Raw genomic sequence first — 18,084 nt, forward strand, 5'->3', positions numbered from 1 at the left:
CGAGAAGGGGCCGCTGGTCAGTCGGTGCGGCGGGGACGCCGCACCGGCCGGTTCACGTACCTAGAGGGGGAATTGAGCGGACGGGTTCACAGGAACCGCACGAATAACCGGAGTTGACGGAAGTTCACCGGACAGAGGAGGTCTCGGAGGCACCCGAGGCGGTCGGAGGTCCTGCGGGGCGGGCCGAGACCGTACGCGACCGTGGGAGGCGCGTGCGGGGTGCCCCGGGACGCGATCTCCGGGGAAAGAGCGGATCCGGACAGCGATGAGTTTCGGCCGCCGGAACGGTCTCCCTGATGTGGAACCCATGACCCCGAACCTTCTCGTCGTCACCGGCCGTGTCACCAGAGCCGCCGTGCCGGGACTCTGCGCCGAACTGGAGGCGCTGTTGTACGACCCCGACGGCTCCGTCCGCGCCCCGGACACAGGGGTGGACTGCGACGTGGGCGGGGTGGCGCAGGTGGATCTGGCCCTGGTCGAGGCGATAGCGCGGCTGGGGCTCGTGGCGCGCCGGGCGGGCGGCAGGAAGCTGCGGCTGCGCAATGTGCCGCCCGAGCTGCGGGGTCTGCTGGACCTGGTCGGGCTGGCAGATGTGGTGGATGTGGAGTGCGGGACAGGAACAGGGACAGGGACCGGGACGGAGACCGGGGGTGGGGCAGGGGAGGGCGGGGGCTGAGCGCACGGCCCGCCCCGCGGCCCCGCCCCGCTCAGTCCGCGGACCTGGCCACGTCGCAGACCACCTGCCGGAGCCGGACGGTGCCGCCGTCGACCGGGCCTGCCGACGCCTTGAGGAGCAGTTCGGCGCTGGCGCCGGGGCGGGGTGACGCGGCGCCGGTGAGGTCGTCGCAGTCGTGCTCGGGCTGGGGCCCCGGCTCACCGCCCGGCCCGGAGGGCCGTACCGGGCTCGGGGCCACCGGTGGCGGACGGCTCGCCCATCCACTGGGCCCGGCCCCCAGCCACCGGCCGCCGGCACCACCCAGCCGGCCACCAGCCCGTTCCGGATGCCGCGCTTCATGCCCGGTCTCACACCGCCGCTTCGTCGAGGTGGTCCGGCAGTCCGAAGAGCGGGAACCAGCGCGGGGTGTCCAGGAAGCAGTGCATCCCGGTGATGGCCCCGTCCGAGATGTCGATGACCTGCACCGCCCACGGCACGAACCCGGGCCCGTCCGGATTCGGCTTGTAGTGCGCGAACGCCGGGGTGCCGTTCGCCGACGTCGCCACCAGACGGGAGCCCGCACAGGCCGCGCCGATGGAGAGCATGAAGCCGGTGATGTCCTCGTGCCCCTGGAGCCAGAGGTCGAACGGCGGCATGGTCATCACGGCGTCCTCGTGGAGCAGCGCCGTCAGCGCCGCCATGTCGTAGCCCTCGAAGGCGGCCACGTACCGCTCCAGGAGCTTGCGCTGCTCCTCGTCGAGCGGATTCGCGGCGTCGACGGGCTTGCCCTCGCGTTCGGCGAGGGTGGCCCGCGCCCGCTGGAGGGCGCTGTTGACCGAGGCGACCGAGGTATCGAGCAGCTCGGCGACCTCGCTCGCCTTCCAGGCCAGGACCTCGCGCAGGATCAGCACGGCACGCTGCTTGGGCGGCAGGTGCTGGAGCGCGGCGACGAACGCCAGGCGCACCGACTCCCGTGCCACCGCGGCCTCCGCCGGGTCGGCCACCGTCGGCAGGATGCGGCCGTCCGGCATCGGCTCCAGCCAGGTGTTCTCCGGCAGCGGGTTGAGCGCCGCCTGGGCGAGCGGTGTCGGGCCCGTCAGATCGACCGGACGGGCCCGCTTGTTCCCGGCGTTCAGCATGTCCAGGCAGACATTGGTGGCGATGCGGTACAGCCACGAGCGCAGCGAGGAACGACCCTCGAACTTGTCGAAGTTGCGCCAGGCACGCACCAGCGTGTCCTGCACCGCGTCCTCCGCCTCGAAGGCCGAGCCGAGCATCCGGTAGCAGTAACCGGTCAGCTCGACCCGGTGTCCCTCCAGACGGCTGTCGACGTCCGCCGTCGCTGTCAGATCACTCATCGCTCCACCCCTGTTGCGCTGTGACACCGCTCACCCGGCACTCCGGAAGCTACCGCAGGCCACTGACAATGGGGACGTGAAGTACCGAAAGCGCCCGGATCGCGGTCACGTTCCGGGCTTGCGCCCGTACACGTGGACGTCGTCGCCGTTCCTCAGCAGTTTCCAGTACGACTTGGCGTCGGCGGTACGCATGTTGACGCAGCCGTGCGAGCCCGGCGGGTTCCACATCTTCACGCCGACCGCGTGGAACGCCTGACCCCCGTCGAAGAACTGGGAGTACGGCATCGACACGTGGTAGATCGACGAGACGTGGTTGATGTGCCGCCAGTAGATCTTCTTCGACCCGGTGCGGGTCTCGTACCCGTTCCGCCCGGTCCGCACCGGCACGGGGCCGAACTTCAGCTTGCTGCCGTCCTGGATCCAGCTCAGCTGCCGGGTCAGGTCAACGCACGCGATGCGCCCCTTGTCGGTGGGGCACTTCTTGTCCTTGTTCGGGTTCTTGCCGGCGGCCTTCTGGGCCGTGAGCGTCTTCATCGTCCGCCAGGTGACCGGACCCGCGTACCCGATGGCGGGGGTGACCCCGTACGTGCTCTGGAACGACCTGATCGCCTTGCAGTCGGCGGCCGACTGCCTGCCGTCGACCGGCCGCTTCAGATACTTCTCGACCTGCTTCTGGTACGGCCCGGTGGACGCCGTGCAGGACGCCGCCTGCGCCTGCCCGCCGGTGGCCAGCACCAGGGCCGGCACCGCGGTCAGGCCCGCGACCGACAGCGCGAGCCCACGCCGCAGCCGTACTCCCCGGATGTTCCCCGCAACTCCCATGTACGCCAACTCCCCTTCGCGCGCCGTGAGATGGTTCCGCCTGCTAGACGCGCGTCGGGGAGTCGATGGTTGTGCGTCGTATGTCTCAGTTCTGTACGGACACCGCCGGAACCAGCCGGCGCCGCTCGGCGCGGGCGGCCCGGGTCCCGTACAGCGTGATCGAGACGACGCCGAGGACCGCGAGCAGTCCCAGCGAGACGGTCCCGGCCCAGCCGCCGGCGTGGAAGGCGACTGCGCCGAGCGTGCCGCCCGCGCTGGAGCCCAGGTAGTACGCGGACTGGTAGAGCGCCGACGCCTGGGCGCGGCCCTTCGTCGCGGTACGGCTCACGGACGAGGAGGCGACCGCGTGCCCGGCGAAGAAGCCCGCCGTGATCAGGACCAGGCCGAGGAGCACGGCGGCCAGCTGGTCGGCGAGGGAGAGCAGCAGACCGGCGGCCGTGGTGGAGACGGCGAGGTACAGCGCGCCCCGGCGGCCGAGCCTGGCGACCAGCTTTCCGGCCGCGGCGGAGGAGACCGTACCGACGAGGTAGACCAGGAAGATCGAGCCGACGACACCCTGCGGGAGGTTGAACGGCGCCTCCACCAGGCGGTAGCCGATCACCGTGTAGACCGCGCCGAACACCGTCATGAACAGTGCGCCGATCGCGTACAGCCGGCGCAGCAGCGGATCGGCGAGGTGTCCGCCGACGGTCTTCGCGAGGGCCTTCGGGTTCAGCGTCCCGGGGGTGAAGTTCCGTGCCCGGGGGATCATGAAGTGGAAGACGGCCGCGCAGGCCACGGCCAGCACCCCGACCGCGCCGAGCGCCGCGCGCCAGCCCCACAGCTGGGCGATCCAGCCGGTGAGGATACGGCCGCTCATGCCGCCGATGCTGTTGCCGGCCACGAACAGTCCGATCGCGGCGACCAGTGCCTTCGGCCGTACCTCCTCGGCCAGGTACGCCATCGCGGAGGCGGGCAGCCCGGCCAGTGCCGCGCCCTGGACGGCGCGCAGCGCGATCAGCCAGCCCAGCGAGGGGGCGAAGGGGACGAGCAGCCCGACCAGCACGGCGACCGCCAGCGAGGCGGTCATCATCTGCCGCCGTCCGAACCGCTCGGAGAGCGCGCTCATCGGCAGCACGCACAGCGCCAGTGCGCCCGTCGCGGCGGAGACCGTCCAGCTGGCCTGCCCGGCCGTGGCGCCGAAGGAGGCGGAGACGGCGGGCAGCAGGGCCTGCGTGGAGTAGAGAAGTGCGAACGTTGCAACACCTGCGGCGAAGAGCGCGAAGCTCATCCGGCGGTAGCCGGGGCGGCCGGGTTCGAGACGGTCCGGCGCGGCGGGGCCGGTGGGGGCGACGGGCGCGGCAACGGGGGACGGCTGGGGCGAGGCGGCCACGGTGAGCGTGGACGCCCCGGTACTGGCAGGAGGCATGCTTCGAAAGTAGGCTCTCCGGTTTCATGCGTCCAATGCACGAAGTGGCGATAATCAATCCCATGGTGCATGAACGCAGCTCACAGCCACGGCTGTCACCCAGTAGTTACGAAGAAGACATTCGCGCCGTGCTGGCACCGCGACTGGCCCACTTCGAGGCGGTGGCCCGCCACGAGCACGTCACACGCGCCGCACAGGAGCTCGGCGTCCCGCAGTCGACGCTGTCGCGGGCGATGGTCAGGCTCGAACAGGACCTGGGAGTCGCCCTGTTCGCCCGCAAGGGCCGTACCGTCTCGCTCACCCCGGCGGGCCGCACCTTCCTCGGCTCCGCCGAGCGGGCGCTCGCCGAGGTGGAGAAGGCCGCCGATTCGGTACGCGCCGACGCCGACCCGGCCACCGGCAAGGTGGCCTTCGGCTTCCTGCACACCATGGGCTCGGAAACCGTCCCCGCTCTCCTCCGGGCCTTCCGCGCCGACCACCCCCGGGTCCGCTTCCAGCTCGTGCAGAACTACGGCGAGGCGATGATCGAACGCCTGAGGGCGGGCGGCCTCGACCTCTGCCTCACCTCTCCCGTCCCGGACGCCCCCGACCTCGTCGCCCGCCGCCTGGACGAACAGCGCCTGCGCCTGGTCGTCCCCGAGGACCACCGCCTCGCCACCCGCCGCCGCATCCGCCTCGCGGAGGCCGCCGACGAAAAGTTCGTCACCCTGGAACCGGGCTACGGCCTGCGGCGCATCACCGACGACCTGTGCGCCGAGGCGGGCTTCACCCCCCGAGTGGCCTTCGAGGGCGAAGAGGCGGAAACCCTGCGCGGCCTGGTCGCGGCCGGCCTGGGCGTCGCCCTGCTGCCCCCACCCGCCGTACCCCGCCCCGGAGTCGTCGAACTCACCGTCACGGCCCCCAGGGCAGCCCGGGAGATCGGCGTCGCCTGGCTGGACGGCCACCCCGACACCCCGCCGGTGGCCGCCTTCAAACGCTTCCTGCTGTCGAGGCGAGGCCACCTGCTGCCGGACTGACGGCTTCCCCACGGACGCGGGCCACCTTCCGGCGCCGAGGCCGGGCCCACTCTGTCGCCGCGTTCACGGCGACCTCGCCGCAGGGACCAACCCCGCGTGCGCGGGGACCACGACGAGCACGGTCCGATCAGCATCAACGACCCGGGACCAACCCCGCGTGCGCGGGGACCACTGGGGAAGGTCGTCGGAGTGCACACCGGGCCGGGGACCAACCCCGCGTGCGCGGGGACCACCAGGTCTACCGGTGGGCGGCTGCCACCCCGGAGGGACCAACCCCGCGTGCGCGGGGACCACACACCACGTCCTGGACAGTGCCCGGCCTGGACGGGACCAACCCCGCGTGCGCGGGGACCACTGGGGAAGGTCGTCGGAGTGCACACCGGGCCGGGGACCAACCCCGCGTGCGCGGGGACCACCGCTCTGACCTGCGGTTTCGCTTACGCGTGGAGGGACCAACCCCGCGTGCGCGGGGACCACAAGAACTTGCCCTGACTTTCCACCTTGGGCTCGGGACCAACCCCGCGTGCGCGGGGACCACGTCCTGCTGGCCCAGCTTCGAGGCGACCGCGAGGGACCAACCCCGCGTGCGCGGGGACCACCTACCGACATGGTGGACGAGGTCACCGACACCGGGACCAACCCCGCGTGCGCGGGGACCACAACGCGACTCCGCGTATGTAGTACCGCCACGCGGGACCAACCCCGCGTGCGCGGGGACCACTTCGAGTCCGACTTCGACGAGCTCGCGATCAAGGGACCAACCCCGCGTGCGCGGGGACCACTACCCAAGCGGTGCGGTCCTCGGGTGTCATCCGGGACCAACCCCGCGTGCGCGGGGACCACCCGTGCTCTCGTTGACGCCTGCGGCTGCGCAGGGGACCAACCCCGCGTGCGCGGGGACCACGTGGCCGAGCAGGCCCGTGTGTGGGATGCCCAGGGACCAACCCCGCGTGCGCGGGGACCACCTGTACGGCCATCTTCAGCGGGAGCACGAGACGGGACCAACCCCGCGTGCGCGGGGACCACATTCGGATGCCTACCCCCGAAGAGTCCAAGCAGGGACCAACCCCGCGTGCGAGGGGACCACTGTGACGGGGTCTTGATGATGAGCGGCACCCAGGGACCAACCCCGCGTGCGCGGGGACCACACCGCCCCGGTCCTCGCCGCGGCCCCGAACCTGGGACCAACCCCGCGTGCGCGGGGACCACCGGCCCTCCCGGTTGGTCCGGCGGGCGCCGTCGGGACCAACCCCGCGTGCGCGGGGACCACCTTGATCCCTTCCAGGGGCTTGAGGCTGATGAGGGACCAACCCCGCGTGCGCGGGGACCACTCTGAATCGGGATCACGGGCTCGACGACCCCGGGGACCAACCCCGCGTGCGCGGGGACCACCTCACACCTATGCATCACGACCGACTGGCTTTGGGACCAACCCCGCGTGCGCGGGGACCACGTCGTCGCGGTGTCGGCTGGGCGCCCGGCGTCGGGACCAACCCCGCGTGCGCGGGGACCACAGTTCGTGACCTGGGGGTTTATCGCGGCAGGGTGGGGTTTTCGTTCACTTTCATCGAATCCGGCGTAACGGTCATAGTGGTCATCGTGTTGGAGTAGCAGGTTGATGCCTGGGTGAAGCGATTATCTCCGATTGTCTTCAACTCTCCACTTCCTTCTCCGGCCTAACCCCGCCTGCAGCGCAAGTGCCTGATCGGCCATCAGGAGCCCGGACCGATCACGGGCCGCGCCCCGGCCCTCGGAGCCTCGCTGCGGTACCGGCGCCGGTGACGACGGCCCCGGCTGCCGCCCGTCACCCCGCCGCCTCACCCCCGCAGCGACTTCCCGAACCCCGCCGCCAGCGGCATCCGCAGCCCCAGCGGCGGCGGCGCCGCCAGTGCGTCGGCGACCGGGCGGGCGTATGCGTGGCCGAACAGGGAGCCGCGTACGAAGTCCGCGGCCAGGGCCGTCACCTCGGCCCGGTGCTGGCGGAGGCTGTGGCCGTCCGAGTGGACCTCGAAGCGGCAGGTGTCGCGGTTGGTCTTCTTGGCCCGTTCGGCCAGGCGGAAGGAGAGCTCTGGGTCGGTGCGGGCATCGTTGGTGCCGTGGACGAGCAGTACCCGGCGCCCCAGCAGGTGCTTCACCGGCTCCGGCTCCTCCTCCCCGCCGTCCGGCAGCCAAGGGGCCATCGCCAGTACGGCGGTGACCGCCGCGTGGCCGCCCGCCCGTAGTGCGGCGCGGCCGCCCATGCCGTGGCCGGCCAGGCAGACGGGGACGTCGCCGTAGCGTCGTACGACCTCGTCCACCGCCCACTCGGCGTCCGCCGCGAGGTGGGCGTCGCTCGCGTTCCAGCCCCGGCAGCGGTAGCGCACGACGTGCGCGGCGAGTCCGTCCTCCTGGCCGACGCGGGCCAGGGCGCGGGCCAGGGGGAGCTGGAACGCGTAGGAGAGAGGGGAGGGGCGGCGGTGCGAATCGGCCTCGCCGTCCGGGAGCAGCAGGACCACACCGCTGACCGCGGTTGGAGCTCCGGCCGTCCTGACGGCCCGTCCCAGCCTTGCGGCAGGCAGGGGAAGTGCGCTCTGTGCCATGACAGAACAGTGTCAGAAGGGCGGGTGTACTCCACCCGTATTCGCGGTCACTGTTACGTATCGACGAGCGACAATCTACGCGCGTAGGAACTAGAATGTGCAGATGATGAGCCCGACCCTTCACGTGCCCGGCCAGGATCAGATCCGGCGTGCCCCCAAGGTGCTTCTGCATGACCATCTCGACGGCGGCCTGCGCCCGGGAACGATCGTCGACCTCGCCCTCGCGAGCGGATACGAAGGACTTCCCGAGACCGAGCCCGACAAGCTCGGCATCTGGTTCCGCGAGGCGGCCGACTCCGGATCGCTGGAGCGCTATCTGGAGACGTTCGCCCACACCTGCGCCGTCATGCAGACCCGTGAGGCGCTGGTCCGGGTGGCCGCCGAGTGCGCCGAGGACCTGGCCGCGGACGGGGTCGTGTACGCCGAGGTGCGGTACGCCCCCGAGCAGCACCTGGAGGCCGGGCTGACCCTCGAAGAGGTCGTCGAGGCGGTCAACGAGGGCTTCCGCGAGGGCGAGCGGCGGGCCCGCCTGGACGGGAACCGCATCCGGGTGGGCGCCCTCCTCACCGCGATGCGGCACGCCGCCCGCTCCCTGGAGATCGCCGAGCTGGCCAACCGCTACCGCGACCAGGGCGTGGCCGGCTTCGACATCGCGGGGGCGGAGGCGGGCTTCCCGCCCACCCGGCACCTCGACGCCTTCGAGTACCTCAAGCGCGAGAACAACCACTTCACCATCCACGCGGGCGAGGCCTTCGGTCTGCCGTCGATCTGGCAGGCGCTCCAGTGGTGCGGTGCGGACCGGCTCGGTCACGGGGTCCGCATCATCGACGACATCGAGGTCGCCGACGACGGCGGTGTGAAGCTCGGCCGCCTCGCCTCCTACGTACGGGACAAGCGCATCCCGCTGGAGCTGTGCCCGACCTCCAACCTCCAGACCGGCGCCGCCGCCTCGTACGCCGAGCACCCCATCGGGCTGCTGCGGAAGCTGCATTTCCGGGCCACCGTGAACACGGACAACCGGCTGATGAGCGGTACGAGCATGAGTCACGAATTCGAGAAGCTGACCGAAACCTTCGGATACACGCTCGACGACATGCAGTGGTTCACCGTCAATGCGATGAAGTCGGCATTCATTCCTTTTGATGAACGTCTGGCGATGATCAACGATGTGATCAAGCCCGGATACGCCGAGTTGAAGTCCGAGTGGCTCTTCGAGCAGACCACCGCGACCAGCGTTTCTTCCGGTTCCGCCGACTGATCGACGCCACTGCGCAGAAGGGCCGGGAAGTCGAACTCCCGGCCCTTCTCCGCGTGTCGGAATGTTTGTGGGGAGGGAGGTGGGGTGGCTACGTTTCGGAGCCCCCCACACCCCTCTCCCCAAGGATGAAATCCACATGAAGAAGTCTGCTGTCAGGACTCTCGGCGTCGCCGCTCTCGGTGCCGCTTTCGCCGCCGCTGCCGCGGGTACCGCCTCCGCGGCCGTGCTGCCGGCCGACACCGCGGGCACCGCGCTGCCGGTCGCGGGCACGGCGCTGGGGACCGCGACCCAGAGCCTGCCGGCCCAGGAGACGACCACCAAGCTCCTCGGCACCGGCCAGCAGAAGCTCGCCGACGACGCCACCACCCCGGTCAAGGGCCTGCTCGGTGGTCTGCCCGCGGGCGGCCTGAAGACCAGCGGCCTGAAGACCGGCGGCCTGTCGACCAGCGGTCTTCCGCTCGGCGGCTGATCCCCGTACACGCCTGTGGGGCGGACACCCGGACCGGGTGTCCGCCCCACAGGCGTATCTGTCCGTACGAGGTCACCAGGCGGTGGCCGACGACGTCTTCTCGGACGGGAACAGCAGCCACAGTGCCAGGTACAGCAGGAACTGCGGCCCCGGCAGCAGGCAGGAGACCAGGAAGATGATGCGCATGGTCCCCGCAGAGGTGCCGAAGCGCCTTGCCAGCGCTGCGCACACTCCGCCGATCATGCGTCCGTCGCGGGGGCGGGCAAGTGCGGCCATGGTGGGCTCCTTCGCGAACCGTTGCTGAGGGAGCAGCTCCGTCGTGCTCCCGATGACTCCATGGTGGCCCGGCGAGCGGTGGCAAAGCGTCGCTCTACGGGGCGATCCCGACCCTGGGAATCGTCGGGGTCGCACCCTGACCGGCCTCGTCCCTGGGGTGGGACACCACCCTGGCCCGCCCCTGCTTCCGGCGGCGCAGCCGCGCCCGGCACATGGGGACGACGAGCAGATGGGCGAGCGCCACCCCGGTGGTGTTCAGCAGCAGCGAGTCGACATCGACGACCTGTCCGGGCACTCCGGTCTGGGCCAGTTCGATGGTCGTGGAGATCAGTGCCCCCGCCGCGACGGTACGGGCCAGTGAGGCCCACGGCGAGACGGTGAGCCGGCCGCCGGCCATCGGCAGCAGTACGCCCAGCGGGGCGAGCAGCAGCAGCCCCTCACCGATCCGGCGGGTGGCCTCGACCGGGCCGAGGGACAGATCGGCTCTGATGCCGGCGAGCGGCTGAAGATTCGAGGCGGTCGTCCACGGCACGTCGAGGGGGCGCAGCGTCAGCCACCCGACGAGCAACAGGTGCGCGAGGAGGAGGGATACCCCGGCCGCGCGGAAACGGATGACGGTTTGACCGTCCGAACCTTGACGCACGCCCCCCAAGACGCGGCGAACGGCAGGATCGGTTCCGCCGGTCCGGAATCCGGCCTGCCGGGCGCCCGGCAGGCGCGCGGGGGCGGGCGGGCGGCCGGACCGGGGCGTGCCGGTCAGGCGCCCGTGCCCGTCACCGGCGTCGGGACCGTCTTCGGCCTCGCCTTCATCTCCGAGGTGCACAGATAGCCGCGCGGCGCGTAGTTCCCGGGCCCGCCCAGCACCACCGTGCCCTCCGGGGCGAGCGTGTCGTTCTCCGCGTACGTGCACACGATCTGCGCCAGTGCCTCGGACTGCAGGTCCTCCGGCTGCTCGCTGAGCCGCAGCGTGCCCTGCCGGTCGCCGGCGCGGGCCGCGCCGACCCGCAGGTCCTCGGGGACGGCCGTGGAGTACCCGGCCTGCCGCTCACCGGCCGGCGGCTTGCGCCGCAGTTCGTCCAGGAGCGCCTGGGCGACCGGCACCCGGTCCGAGCCGTTCTTGTCGACCTGCACCGTGCGGTCCACGGTGACCAGCTGCGAGGAGCAGACCAGATAGATCTGTACGGGGATGCCCTTGAGCGCCTGTGTGGTGACGTTCTCCGCGGACATCGTGCACGGCACCTGGGACGGTGCGGCCCCGGCGTCCACCGGCACTGAGGTGGACCTGATCCCGCAGCCCGCGGCCAGCACGGCGCCGGCCACGGCCCCGGCCAGTGCCAGGGCCGAACGGCGCGCCCGGCGGTTGTCGCTGCCCCTCACGTCGCGTCGCCCTCCTCGTGCCGGTCCCCGGCGTCTTGCCCGTCGGCGGAACGGGTGAGCGGCTCGGCATCGCGCGGCAGCCGCAGTACGAACACCGCGCCGTCGCCGTCCGGCGAATTCGCGGCCGTGATGTCACCGCCGTGGATGTGCGCGTTCTCCATGGCGATCGACAGGCCGAGACCGCTGCCCTCGGAGCGCGGGCGCGAGGCGCTGGCCTTGTAGAACCGGTCGAAGACATGCGGCAGCACGTCCTCGGGGATACCGGGTCCGTGGTCGCGGACCTCGATGACGAGTTCGTCGCCCTCGGTCCGTACCGCGACCCGTACCGGCGAACCGCCGTGCTTGAGCGCGTTGCCGATCAGATTCGCCAGGATCACATCGAGCCGGCGCGGGTCGAGGCGGACCATCATGCCGCGCTCGGCGTCCAGATCCACCGCGTCCAGCCAGGCGCGGGCGTCGATGCAGGCGGTGACCTGGTCCGCGACGTCGACGGTGTCGAGGACGAGCCGGGCCGTGCCCGCGTCGAAGCGGGTGACCTCCATCAGGTTCTCCACCAGGTCGTTCAGACGCCGGGTCTCGCTCACCACCAGGTGGACCGCGGGCGCGATCATCGGGTCGAGGCTGTCCGCCTCGTCCTCCAGCACCTCGGTGACGGCGGTCAGCGCGGTGAGCGGGGTGCGCAGTTCGTGCGACATATCGGCGACGAACCGCCGGCTCGCCTCGTCCCGCGCGCTCATGTCCGCGACCCGCTTCTCCAGCGAACTCGCGGTCCTGTTGAACGTACGGGAGAGATCGGCCAGTTCGTCCGTGCCGGAGACCACGAGCCGGGTGTCGAGCTTGCCCTCGCCGAGCTTGCGGGCGGCGTCCCCGAGCCGCTGCACGGGCCGCAGCACGGTCGTCGCCGCGGCCTGCGCGAGCAGCGCCGATCCGATCAGCGCGAGCCCGGTGGCGATCCCCAGCGACCAGGCGAGGGAGTTGAGGTCCTGCCGCTCCTGGTCGAGCGACTTCAGCATGTAGCCGGTCGGGCCACCGCCGATGATCTTCGTACCGCCCACCAGGTACGGCGTGCCGCGGATGCTGGTCCGCTGCCAGAACAGGTGGTACTCGTACTTGTTGCCCGCCTCCAGCGGCTGCTTCTTGTCGACCGCCTTCTGGAGCGAGACCGGTACGTTGTCGAGCGTGAAGGTGTCCAGGTCGGAGTTGCCGACGATCGGCTTGCCGGTGTCGCGCTCGTCGACCAGCAGCACGCTGTAGCCGGGCGAACTGCTCGCCATCTGCACGGCCGCGTTCTGCAGATCGTCCCTGGTGGGGTGGAGCGGCAGCGAGGCCGCCCGGCCCTGCATCTCCTGGCGGAAGTCCCCGAGCGCGGAGTCCTGGGTACGGGTCAGTACGGCCTCGCGGTTCAGCCAGTACGCGATCCCCGACGCGGACACCGCGGCGGTCAGCGCCACCAATGCGAACACCACGACGAGCCGCAGCCGCAGACTGGTCCAGCGAAGCCCGGTGAGCAGGCTCCGTTTGACGACATTGCTCACTGAGGCGAGTCCAGCCGGTAGCCCACACCCCGGACGGTACGGATCAGCGTCGGTGAGGACGGCACGTCCTCCACCTTGGCCCGCAGCCGCTGCACACACGCGTCCACCAGCCGGGAGTCACCGAGGTAGTCGTGCTCCCAGACCAGCCGCAGCAACTGCTGCCGGGACAGGGCCTGGCCCGGCCGGCGGCTCAGCTCCAGCAGGAGGCGCAGCTCGGTCGGCGTGAGCTGCAGATCCTCCCCGTTCTTGGTCACGGTCATCGCGGAGCGGTCGATCACCACGTTCCCGAAGGACGCGGAGTCGGTGGACTCGCGCTCACCGCGGCGCAGCACCGCGCGGATCCGGGCGTCGAGCACCCGGCCCTGCACGGGTTTCACCACGTAGTCGTCGGCACCGGACTCCAGCCCGACCACGACGTCGATGTCGTCGCTGCGCGCGGTCAGCAGAATGATCGGCAGCTGGTCGGTGCGCCGGATGCGCCGACACACCTCGAAGCCGTCGATCCCGGGCAGCATCACATCCAGCACGATCAGGTCCGGCCGCTGCTCACGCAACAGTTTCAGGCCGTCCTCTCCCGTCGCCGCGGTGGCCACACGGTGGCCCTGGCGTGACAGCGAGAGTTCGAGCGCCGTGCGGATGGCGTCGTCGTCCTCGATCAGCAACAGGAAAGGCACGCTGGTCATTCTGACCCATGGTGGCGCCCCAGTTCGACAGTTGGGGTCGACTCATACATCCCGCGCGCCCCAGCCGCACGGTCGGCAGGCCCTGTGACAGGCCTGTGACAGTCGGCGGACAGCGCCATGAAACTGCCCCGGCAAGCTCTTTGGCACAAGGAACGGACGGACTCCACCGATGGGGGGCGCGAGATGAACGCAACTCACAGCATCACCGCAAGCGCAGTTGTCACGCGTCTCCACGATGTCGGCCGGGGTATCGAGAAGTCCGGCGCCGGGAGTGGGCGGGGGTGCGTTCGTGGCGCCGGGCGTCAGCACCCGTCGTACATGACGGTGGTCGACGCGCCTGTGGGGGACAACGGGGGGAACAACGGGGGCAAGGCGTACGGGGAGGGCATGGGGGAGCGGAAGTCCCCGGCGCAGGGCGAGGACGCCGAAGCGGCGTTCACGGCCTACGTCCGGGAGCGCCGCGCCTCCCTGTACGCAACCGCCTACCACCTGACCGGAGACCGGTTCGAGGCCGAGGACCTGCTGCAGAGCGCCCTCTTCTCGACGTACCGGGCATGGGACCGGATCAGCGACAAGGCGGCGGTCGGCGGCTATCTGCGCCGCACCATGACGAACCTGCACATCAGCGCCTGGCGCAGGCGCAAGCTCAACGAGTACCCGACCGAGGAGCTGCCGGAGACGGCGGGCGACACGGACGCGATGCGCGGCACGGAACTGCGCGCCGTGCTCTGGCAGGCGCTGGCGCGGCTGCCGGAACTCCAGCGCACGATGCTGGTCCTTCGTTACTACGAGGGCCGCACCGATCCGGAGATCGCGGCCATCCTCGACATCAGTGTCGGCACGGTGAAGTCCAGCATCTGGCGGTCGCTCCGCCGGCTGCGCGAGGACGAGGTCCTCAGCTTCGGCCGTGACGAGGAGGAGTCCTTCGGCGAGCTGGTGGCCTGAGGCGAGGGGGGACACGGGGGAAACACGGGGCCGCTGCTTCGGGGGAGGCGGCGGAGCACGGGGGGAAGTGCTGCGAGGTCGGACGGGCCGGGGGGCCTGTCCGACCCCGTTCGCGTACGTACGGGGGAGGCCTCTATGCCGTCCCGCGTGCGGCGGGCGCCCGTCGGCAGCGGCCGGCCGCCGCCGCGGCCAGCCGGCCCAGGGCCTCTTCCTTGCCGCACGGATGCGCGCCCAGCGCCGTCTGCCGCGCCACGATCCGCCGCTCCGCCCGCATCAGCCGCCACCCGCGCCGCAGCAGGAACGGCACCGACTTGCGTCCCTCGCGCAGGTCCCGCAGCAGACGGCGGCGGAACGTCGTCGTCGGACGGCCGCGCAGGCACAGTGCGTCCGCCAGCACGCCCAGCTTCTGGCACCGTTCGACTATGTCCGCCGCGAAGATCCCCTCGGCCACGAACAGCGGCGTGCGCTCGATGTGCAGAGCCTCCCGGTCGACCCTGGAGCTGGTGGCGATGTCGTAGACCGGGACGTGGGTGCGGCCCGTGCGGCACAGCTCCACGATCGCGGCGACCGCGGCGTCGGCGTCCCAGGACTGCGCGGAGTCCCAGTCGATGTCCGTACTGCCGGGAACGAGCGGCAGCGTGGGGTCGTCGCCCTCCTTGTAGAAGTCGTCCAGGCGCAGCACCGGCAGGTCGGTGCGGGCGGCGAGGGAGGACTTGCCGGAGCCGGAAGGGCCCGCGAGCAACACCACGCGGGTCGGGATCGGTTGGGAATTCACAGAACACGAGTGTGAAGCATTGCCCCGCACAGGGGATCCCCCGGTGCCTGTGTTGGTATCGAGCATCACACCTCAACTACTCTACGCACTCGATTGATTACCGGATTGTCTCGATCAGGTGGGAACCCGATGGCACGTCATGCTCTTTCCAGGTCCCGGCGCCGTGCTCTGCTGAGGGCAGGTCTGACCGTCACCGCGGTGGGTGCCGCGCTCGGTGCGGGGGGTGCGGCGGCCCAGGCGGCGCCGCTGCCCCACGTGCCGGTCGTGGGTGCCGGCACCGGCTTCGGCGAGGCCGGGGATGCCGCCGGGGGCGCGGTGACCGGGACGCTCGGCCACTCGCTCGGCAACGGCATCGCCCCGGTGACGCATCTGCAGCTCGACCCGCTGGCCGGCACCGGCACGGACCCGCTGGACAACGCGGTGGGGACGCAGGTCGCCGACTTCAAGCCGCTGTCCACGGCCGCCGTCACCGACCCGCTGACCAGTGGTGGTGCGCTGAAGGACCTGCCGTCGGCGCTGCACGGCGGCTGAGCGGCTGGGAACGGCCTGTTCCTCCGGGGTGCCGGACGAACAGGCCGTTGCCGTGCGGGGGCAGGTCAGTACGAGGAGCCCGAGACGCCCAGGGCGCCCGTCGGGTGCCAGACCGTCTTCGTCTCCAGGAAGGCCGTCAGTCGGTGGGTGCCCGGGTCGGCCGTCCAGTCCGCGGCGCCGTCCACAGGCTGTGGGCGGAGGACCCGCTTCAGGTTGTCCGCCGCCGCGGTCTCCAGCTCCTTCGCCAGTGCGGCGTCGGCGCCGGTGAGGTCGATGGCGTTGACGTCCTGGTGGGAGGCGAGCGGCGCCGCGATCTCCGCCGTCCGCCCGGACAGGATGTTCACCACTCCGCCCGGCAGGTCGGAGGTGGCCAGCACCTCGCCCAGCGAGAGTGCGGGCAGCGGGGAGTCCGCCGAAGCGACGACGACGGCCGTGTTGCCGGTCGCGATCACCGGGGCGACGACCGAGACCAGGCCCAGGAACGAGGACTTCTGGGGGGCGAGGACCGTGACCACACCGGTCGGCTCGGGGGTGGACAGGTTGAAGAACGGGCCCGCGACCGGGTTCGCCCCGCCCACGACCTGGCCGATCTTGTCGGTCCACCCGGCGTACCAGACCCAGCGGTCGATCGCCGCGTCGACGACGGCCGCCGCCTTGGACTTCGACAGGCCCTCCGCCTCCGCCACTTCCCGTACGAACTGGTCCTTGCGGCCCTCCAGCATCTCCGCGATGCGGTAGAGGATCTGGCCGCGGTTGTACGCGGTCGCCCCCGACCAGCCGCCGAACGCCTTGCGGGCGGCCACGACCGCGTCGCGCGCGTCCTTGCGGGAGGACTGGGGGGCGTTCGCCAGCCACTTGCCCTTCGAGTCCGTCACCTCGTACACCCGGCCGCTCTCGGAGCGGGGGAACTTGCCCCCCACGTACAGCTTGTAGGTCTTGAAGACGCTCAGACGGTTATCGGACATCGAGGTACGCCTCCAGGCCGTGACGGCCGCCTTCGCGGCCGAAGCCCGACTCCTTGTAGCCGCCGAAGGGCGAGGTCGGGTCGAACTTGTTGAACGTGTTGGCCCAGACGACGCCCGCCCGGAGCTTGTTCGCCACCGCGAGGATGCGGGAGCCCTTCTCCGTCCAGATGCCGGCCGAGAGGCCGTACTGGCTGTTGTTGGCCTTGGCGACCGCCTCGTCGGGCGTGCGGAACGACAGCACCGACAGCACCGGGCCGAAGATCTCGTCGCGGGCGATGGTGTGCGCCTGGGTGACACCGGTGAACAGTGTCGGCGCGAACCAGTAACCGGCGGAGGGGAGTTCGCAGGGGGCGGTCCAGCGTTCGGCGCCCTCCGCCTCGCCCGTCTCGGCGAGCGCGGTGATCCGGGCGAGCTGCTCCGCGGAGTTGATCGCACCGATGTCGGTGTTCTTGTCCAGCGGGTCGCCGAGCCGCAGCGTGGACAGCCGGCGCTTCAGCGCGTCCAGCAGCTCGTCCTGGACCGACTCCTGCACGAGCAGGCGCGAGCCCGCGCAGCAGACCTGGCCCTGGTTGAAGAAGATGCCGGTGACGATGCCCTCGACGGCCTGGTCGATCGGGGCGTCGTCGAAGACGATGTTGGCGCCCTTGCCGCCCAGTTCGAGGGTGACCTTCTTGTCCGTGCCGGCGACCTGGCGCGCGATGGCCTTGCCGACCGCGGTCGAGCCGGTGAAGGCGACCTTGTTCACGTCCTCGTGCGCGACGAGGGCGGCGCCCGCGTCGCCGTACCCGGTGAGGATGTTCACGACACCCTTGGGCAGGCCCGCCTGGCGGCAGATGTCCGCGAAGAACAGCGCGGAGAGCGGGGTCGTCTCGGCGGGCTTGAGGACCACCGTGTTGCCGGTGGCGAGCGCCGGGGCGATCTTCCACGCGAGCATGAGCAGCGGGAAGTTCCACGGGATGACCTGGCCCGCGACGCCGAGCGGGCGCGGGTTCGCGCCGAAGCCCGCGTGGTCCAGCTTGTCGGCCCAGCCCGCGTAGTAGAAGAAGTGCGCCGCGACCAGCGGGAGGTCCGCGTCGCGGGTCTCCCTGATCGGCTTGCCGTTGTCGAGGGTTTCCAGGACGGCGAGCTCGCGGCTGCGCTCCTGGATGATCCGGGCGATCCGGAAGAGGTACTTGGCGCGCTCGGAGCCGGGCAGCGCCGACCACTTCTCGAAGGCCTTGCGGGCCGCCTTCACGGCCCGGTCGACGTCGGCCGCACCGGCCTGCGCGACCTCGGAGAGCACTTCCTCGCTGCTGGGCGAGACGGTCTTGAAGACCTTGCCGTCGGCCGCCTCGCTGAACTCGCCGTCGATGAACAGCCCGTACGAGGGGGCGATGTCGACGACCGAGCGCGACTCGGGGGCGGGGGCGTACTCGAATGCAGATGCCATGGG

Annotated in this window: 19 protein-coding genes and 1 CRISPR repeat array; of the genes, 6 read left to right on the forward strand and 13 right to left on the reverse strand. The window is 71.2% G+C overall.

Annotated elements, in window-relative coordinates; genetic code table 11:
• Positions 1-265: 265 nt before the first annotated feature.
• A complete protein-coding gene (locus IE107_RS15165) occupies positions 266-676 on the forward strand; it encodes an STAS domain-containing protein (RefSeq protein ID WP_189544269.1) in 411 nt (136 codons plus the stop codon).
• 31 nt (positions 677-707) lie between these two features.
• On the opposite strand, the gene IE107_RS15170 is transcribed toward IE107_RS15165, so the two are convergent.
• The 4 genes from IE107_RS15170 to IE107_RS15185 all read right to left on the reverse strand — a co-directional run bounded on the left by IE107_RS15170 (position 708) and on the right by IE107_RS15185 (position 4,243).
• Entirely contained in the window at positions 708-914 is a 207-nt protein-coding gene (locus IE107_RS15170) for a hypothetical protein (protein ID WP_189544270.1), read from the reverse strand.
• Between the two features lie 109 nt (positions 915-1,023).
• On the reverse strand, positions 1,024-2,013 hold the full coding sequence (locus IE107_RS15175; protein WP_189544271.1) for a sigma-70 family RNA polymerase sigma factor: 990 nt from the start codon (positions 2,011-2,013) through the stop codon (positions 1,024-1,026).
• Between the two features lie 105 nt (positions 2,014-2,118).
• The gene (locus IE107_RS15180) at positions 2,119-2,835 is read right to left on the reverse strand and encodes a L,D-transpeptidase family protein (RefSeq protein ID WP_189544272.1); all 717 of its coding nucleotides are present in this window, start codon (positions 2,833-2,835) and stop codon (positions 2,119-2,121) included.
• 85 nt (positions 2,836-2,920) lie between these two features.
• A complete protein-coding gene (locus IE107_RS15185; protein WP_189544273.1) occupies positions 2,921-4,243 on the reverse strand; it encodes an MFS transporter in 1,323 nt (440 codons plus the stop codon).
• Positions 4,244-4,305: 62 nt separating this feature from the next.
• Between IE107_RS15185 and IE107_RS15190 the strand changes: the two genes are divergently transcribed.
• Positions 4,306-5,259: a LysR family transcriptional regulator gene (locus IE107_RS15190; protein ID WP_072486541.1), complete on the forward strand. Its 954-nt coding sequence runs from the start codon at positions 4,306-4,308 to the stop codon at positions 5,257-5,259.
• Between the two features lie 82 nt (positions 5,260-5,341).
• Positions 5,342-6,773: direct repeats of the CRISPR family, unit length 29 nt; unit sequence GGGACCAACCCCGCGTGCGCGGGGACCAC.
• A gap of 303 nt (positions 6,774-7,076) precedes the next feature.
• On the opposite strand, the gene IE107_RS15195 is transcribed toward IE107_RS15190, so the two are convergent.
• A complete protein-coding gene (locus IE107_RS15195; protein ID WP_189544342.1) occupies positions 7,077-7,754 on the reverse strand; it encodes an alpha/beta hydrolase family protein in 678 nt (225 codons plus the stop codon).
• 187 nt (positions 7,755-7,941) lie between these two features.
• Between IE107_RS15195 and IE107_RS15200 the strand changes: the two genes are divergently transcribed.
• Entirely contained in the window at positions 7,942-9,096 is a 1,155-nt protein-coding gene (locus IE107_RS15200; RefSeq protein WP_189544274.1) for an adenosine deaminase, read from the forward strand.
• Between the two features lie 136 nt (positions 9,097-9,232).
• Positions 9,233-9,565 carry a hypothetical protein gene (locus tag IE107_RS15205; protein ID WP_189544275.1) on the forward strand — a complete coding sequence of 111 codons (333 nt, stop codon included), beginning with the start codon at positions 9,233-9,235 and terminating at the stop codon, positions 9,563-9,565.
• A 72-nt stretch (positions 9,566-9,637) separates the two neighbouring features.
• Here the strand turns inward: IE107_RS15205 and IE107_RS15210 are convergent, their stop codons facing one another.
• From IE107_RS15210 to afsQ1, 5 genes are all read right to left on the reverse strand, one after another.
• The gene (locus tag IE107_RS15210; RefSeq protein WP_189544276.1) at positions 9,638-9,841 is read right to left on the reverse strand and encodes a PspC domain-containing protein; all 204 of its coding nucleotides are present in this window, start codon (positions 9,839-9,841) and stop codon (positions 9,638-9,640) included.
• A 94-nt stretch (positions 9,842-9,935) separates the two neighbouring features.
• Complete coding sequence (locus IE107_RS15215) at positions 9,936-10,484, reverse strand: VanZ family protein (RefSeq protein WP_189544277.1); 549 nt, start codon at positions 10,482-10,484, stop codon at positions 9,936-9,938.
• A 113-nt stretch (positions 10,485-10,597) separates the two neighbouring features.
• Entirely contained in the window at positions 10,598-11,218 is a 621-nt protein-coding gene (locus IE107_RS15220; protein WP_189544278.1) for a GerMN domain-containing protein, read from the reverse strand.
• A complete protein-coding gene (locus IE107_RS15225; RefSeq protein ID WP_189544279.1) occupies positions 11,215-12,753 on the reverse strand; it encodes an ATP-binding protein in 1,539 nt (512 codons plus the stop codon). Before IE107_RS15225 ends, IE107_RS15220 begins: the two co-directional genes overlap by 4 nt.
• Positions 12,750-13,427 carry a two-component system response regulator AfsQ1 gene (afsQ1, locus tag IE107_RS15230; RefSeq protein ID WP_176729344.1) on the reverse strand — a complete coding sequence of 226 codons (678 nt, stop codon included), beginning with the start codon at positions 13,425-13,427 and terminating at the stop codon, positions 12,750-12,752. The genes IE107_RS15225 and afsQ1 overlap by 4 nt, the downstream gene beginning before the upstream one ends.
• 192 nt (positions 13,428-13,619) lie before the next feature.
• On the opposite strand from afsQ1, the gene IE107_RS15235 reads away from it, so the two are divergent.
• The gene (locus IE107_RS15235; RefSeq protein ID WP_189544280.1) at positions 13,620-14,381 is read left to right on the forward strand and encodes a SigE family RNA polymerase sigma factor; all 762 of its coding nucleotides are present in this window, start codon (positions 13,620-13,622) and stop codon (positions 14,379-14,381) included.
• Between the two features lie 133 nt (positions 14,382-14,514).
• Here IE107_RS15235 and IE107_RS15240 read toward each other — a convergent pair whose 3' ends face one another.
• Positions 14,515-15,222 (reverse strand): nucleoside/nucleotide kinase family protein, encoded by a 708-nt coding sequence (locus IE107_RS15240; RefSeq protein WP_189544281.1) that lies wholly within the window; start codon positions 15,220-15,222, stop codon positions 14,515-14,517.
• A gap of 63 nt (positions 15,223-15,285) precedes the next feature.
• On the opposite strand from IE107_RS15240, the gene IE107_RS15245 reads away from it, so the two are divergent.
• Positions 15,286-15,687 carry a hypothetical protein gene (locus tag IE107_RS15245; RefSeq protein ID WP_189544282.1) on the forward strand — a complete coding sequence of 134 codons (402 nt, stop codon included), beginning with the start codon at positions 15,286-15,288 and terminating at the stop codon, positions 15,685-15,687.
• 65 nt (positions 15,688-15,752) lie between these two features.
• On the opposite strand, the gene IE107_RS15250 is transcribed toward IE107_RS15245, so the two are convergent.
• Both IE107_RS15250 and IE107_RS15255 read right to left on the reverse strand, forming a co-directional pair.
• Positions 15,753-16,652: an aldehyde dehydrogenase family protein gene (locus tag IE107_RS15250; RefSeq protein ID WP_189544283.1), complete on the reverse strand. Its 900-nt coding sequence runs from the start codon at positions 16,650-16,652 to the stop codon at positions 15,753-15,755.
• Complete coding sequence (locus tag IE107_RS15255) at positions 16,642-18,081, reverse strand: aldehyde dehydrogenase family protein (protein WP_189544284.1); 1,440 nt, start codon at positions 18,079-18,081, stop codon at positions 16,642-16,644. Before IE107_RS15255 ends, IE107_RS15250 begins: the two co-directional genes overlap by 11 nt.
• Positions 18,082-18,084: the final 3 nt, after the last annotated feature.

Source organism: Streptomyces gelaticus (genome assembly GCF_014649535.1).
Lineage (GTDB): Bacteria > Actinomycetota > Actinomycetes > Streptomycetales > Streptomycetaceae > Streptomyces > Streptomyces gelaticus.

Excerpts from the sequence above, each read along its gene's own strand:
- IE107_RS15190 (WP_072486541.1), top strand. The coding sequence starts at position 4,306 with ATGGTGCATGAACGCAGCTCACAGCCACGGCTGTCACCCAGTAGTTAC.
- IE107_RS15255 (WP_189544284.1), bottom strand. The coding sequence starts at position 18,081 with ATGGCATCTGCATTCGAGTACGCCCCCGCCCCCGAGTCGCGCTCGGTC.
- IE107_RS15235 (WP_189544280.1), top strand. The coding sequence starts at position 13,620 with ATGAACGCAACTCACAGCATCACCGCAAGCGCAGTTGTCACGCGTCTC.
- IE107_RS15205 (WP_189544275.1), top strand. The coding sequence starts at position 9,233 with ATGAAGAAGTCTGCTGTCAGGACTCTCGGCGTCGCCGCTCTCGGTGCC.
- IE107_RS15180 (WP_189544272.1), bottom strand. The coding sequence starts at position 2,835 with ATGGGAGTTGCGGGGAACATCCGGGGAGTACGGCTGCGGCGTGGGCTC.
- IE107_RS15175 (WP_189544271.1), bottom strand. The coding sequence starts at position 2,013 with ATGAGTGATCTGACAGCGACGGCGGACGTCGACAGCCGTCTGGAGGGA.
- IE107_RS15240 (WP_189544281.1), bottom strand. The coding sequence starts at position 15,222 with ATGCTCGATACCAACACAGGCACCGGGGGATCCCCTGTGCGGGGCAAT.
- IE107_RS15200 (WP_189544274.1), top strand. The coding sequence starts at position 7,942 with ATGATGAGCCCGACCCTTCACGTGCCCGGCCAGGATCAGATCCGGCGT.
- IE107_RS15210 (WP_189544276.1), bottom strand. The coding sequence starts at position 9,841 with ATGGCCGCACTTGCCCGCCCCCGCGACGGACGCATGATCGGCGGAGTG.
- IE107_RS15185 (WP_189544273.1), bottom strand. The coding sequence starts at position 4,243 with ATGCCTCCTGCCAGTACCGGGGCGTCCACGCTCACCGTGGCCGCCTCG.
- IE107_RS15250 (WP_189544283.1), bottom strand. The coding sequence starts at position 16,652 with ATGTCCGATAACCGTCTGAGCGTCTTCAAGACCTACAAGCTGTACGTG.
- IE107_RS15165 (WP_189544269.1), top strand. The coding sequence starts at position 266 with ATGAGTTTCGGCCGCCGGAACGGTCTCCCTGATGTGGAACCCATGACC.
- IE107_RS15245 (WP_189544282.1), top strand. The coding sequence starts at position 15,286 with ATGGCACGTCATGCTCTTTCCAGGTCCCGGCGCCGTGCTCTGCTGAGG.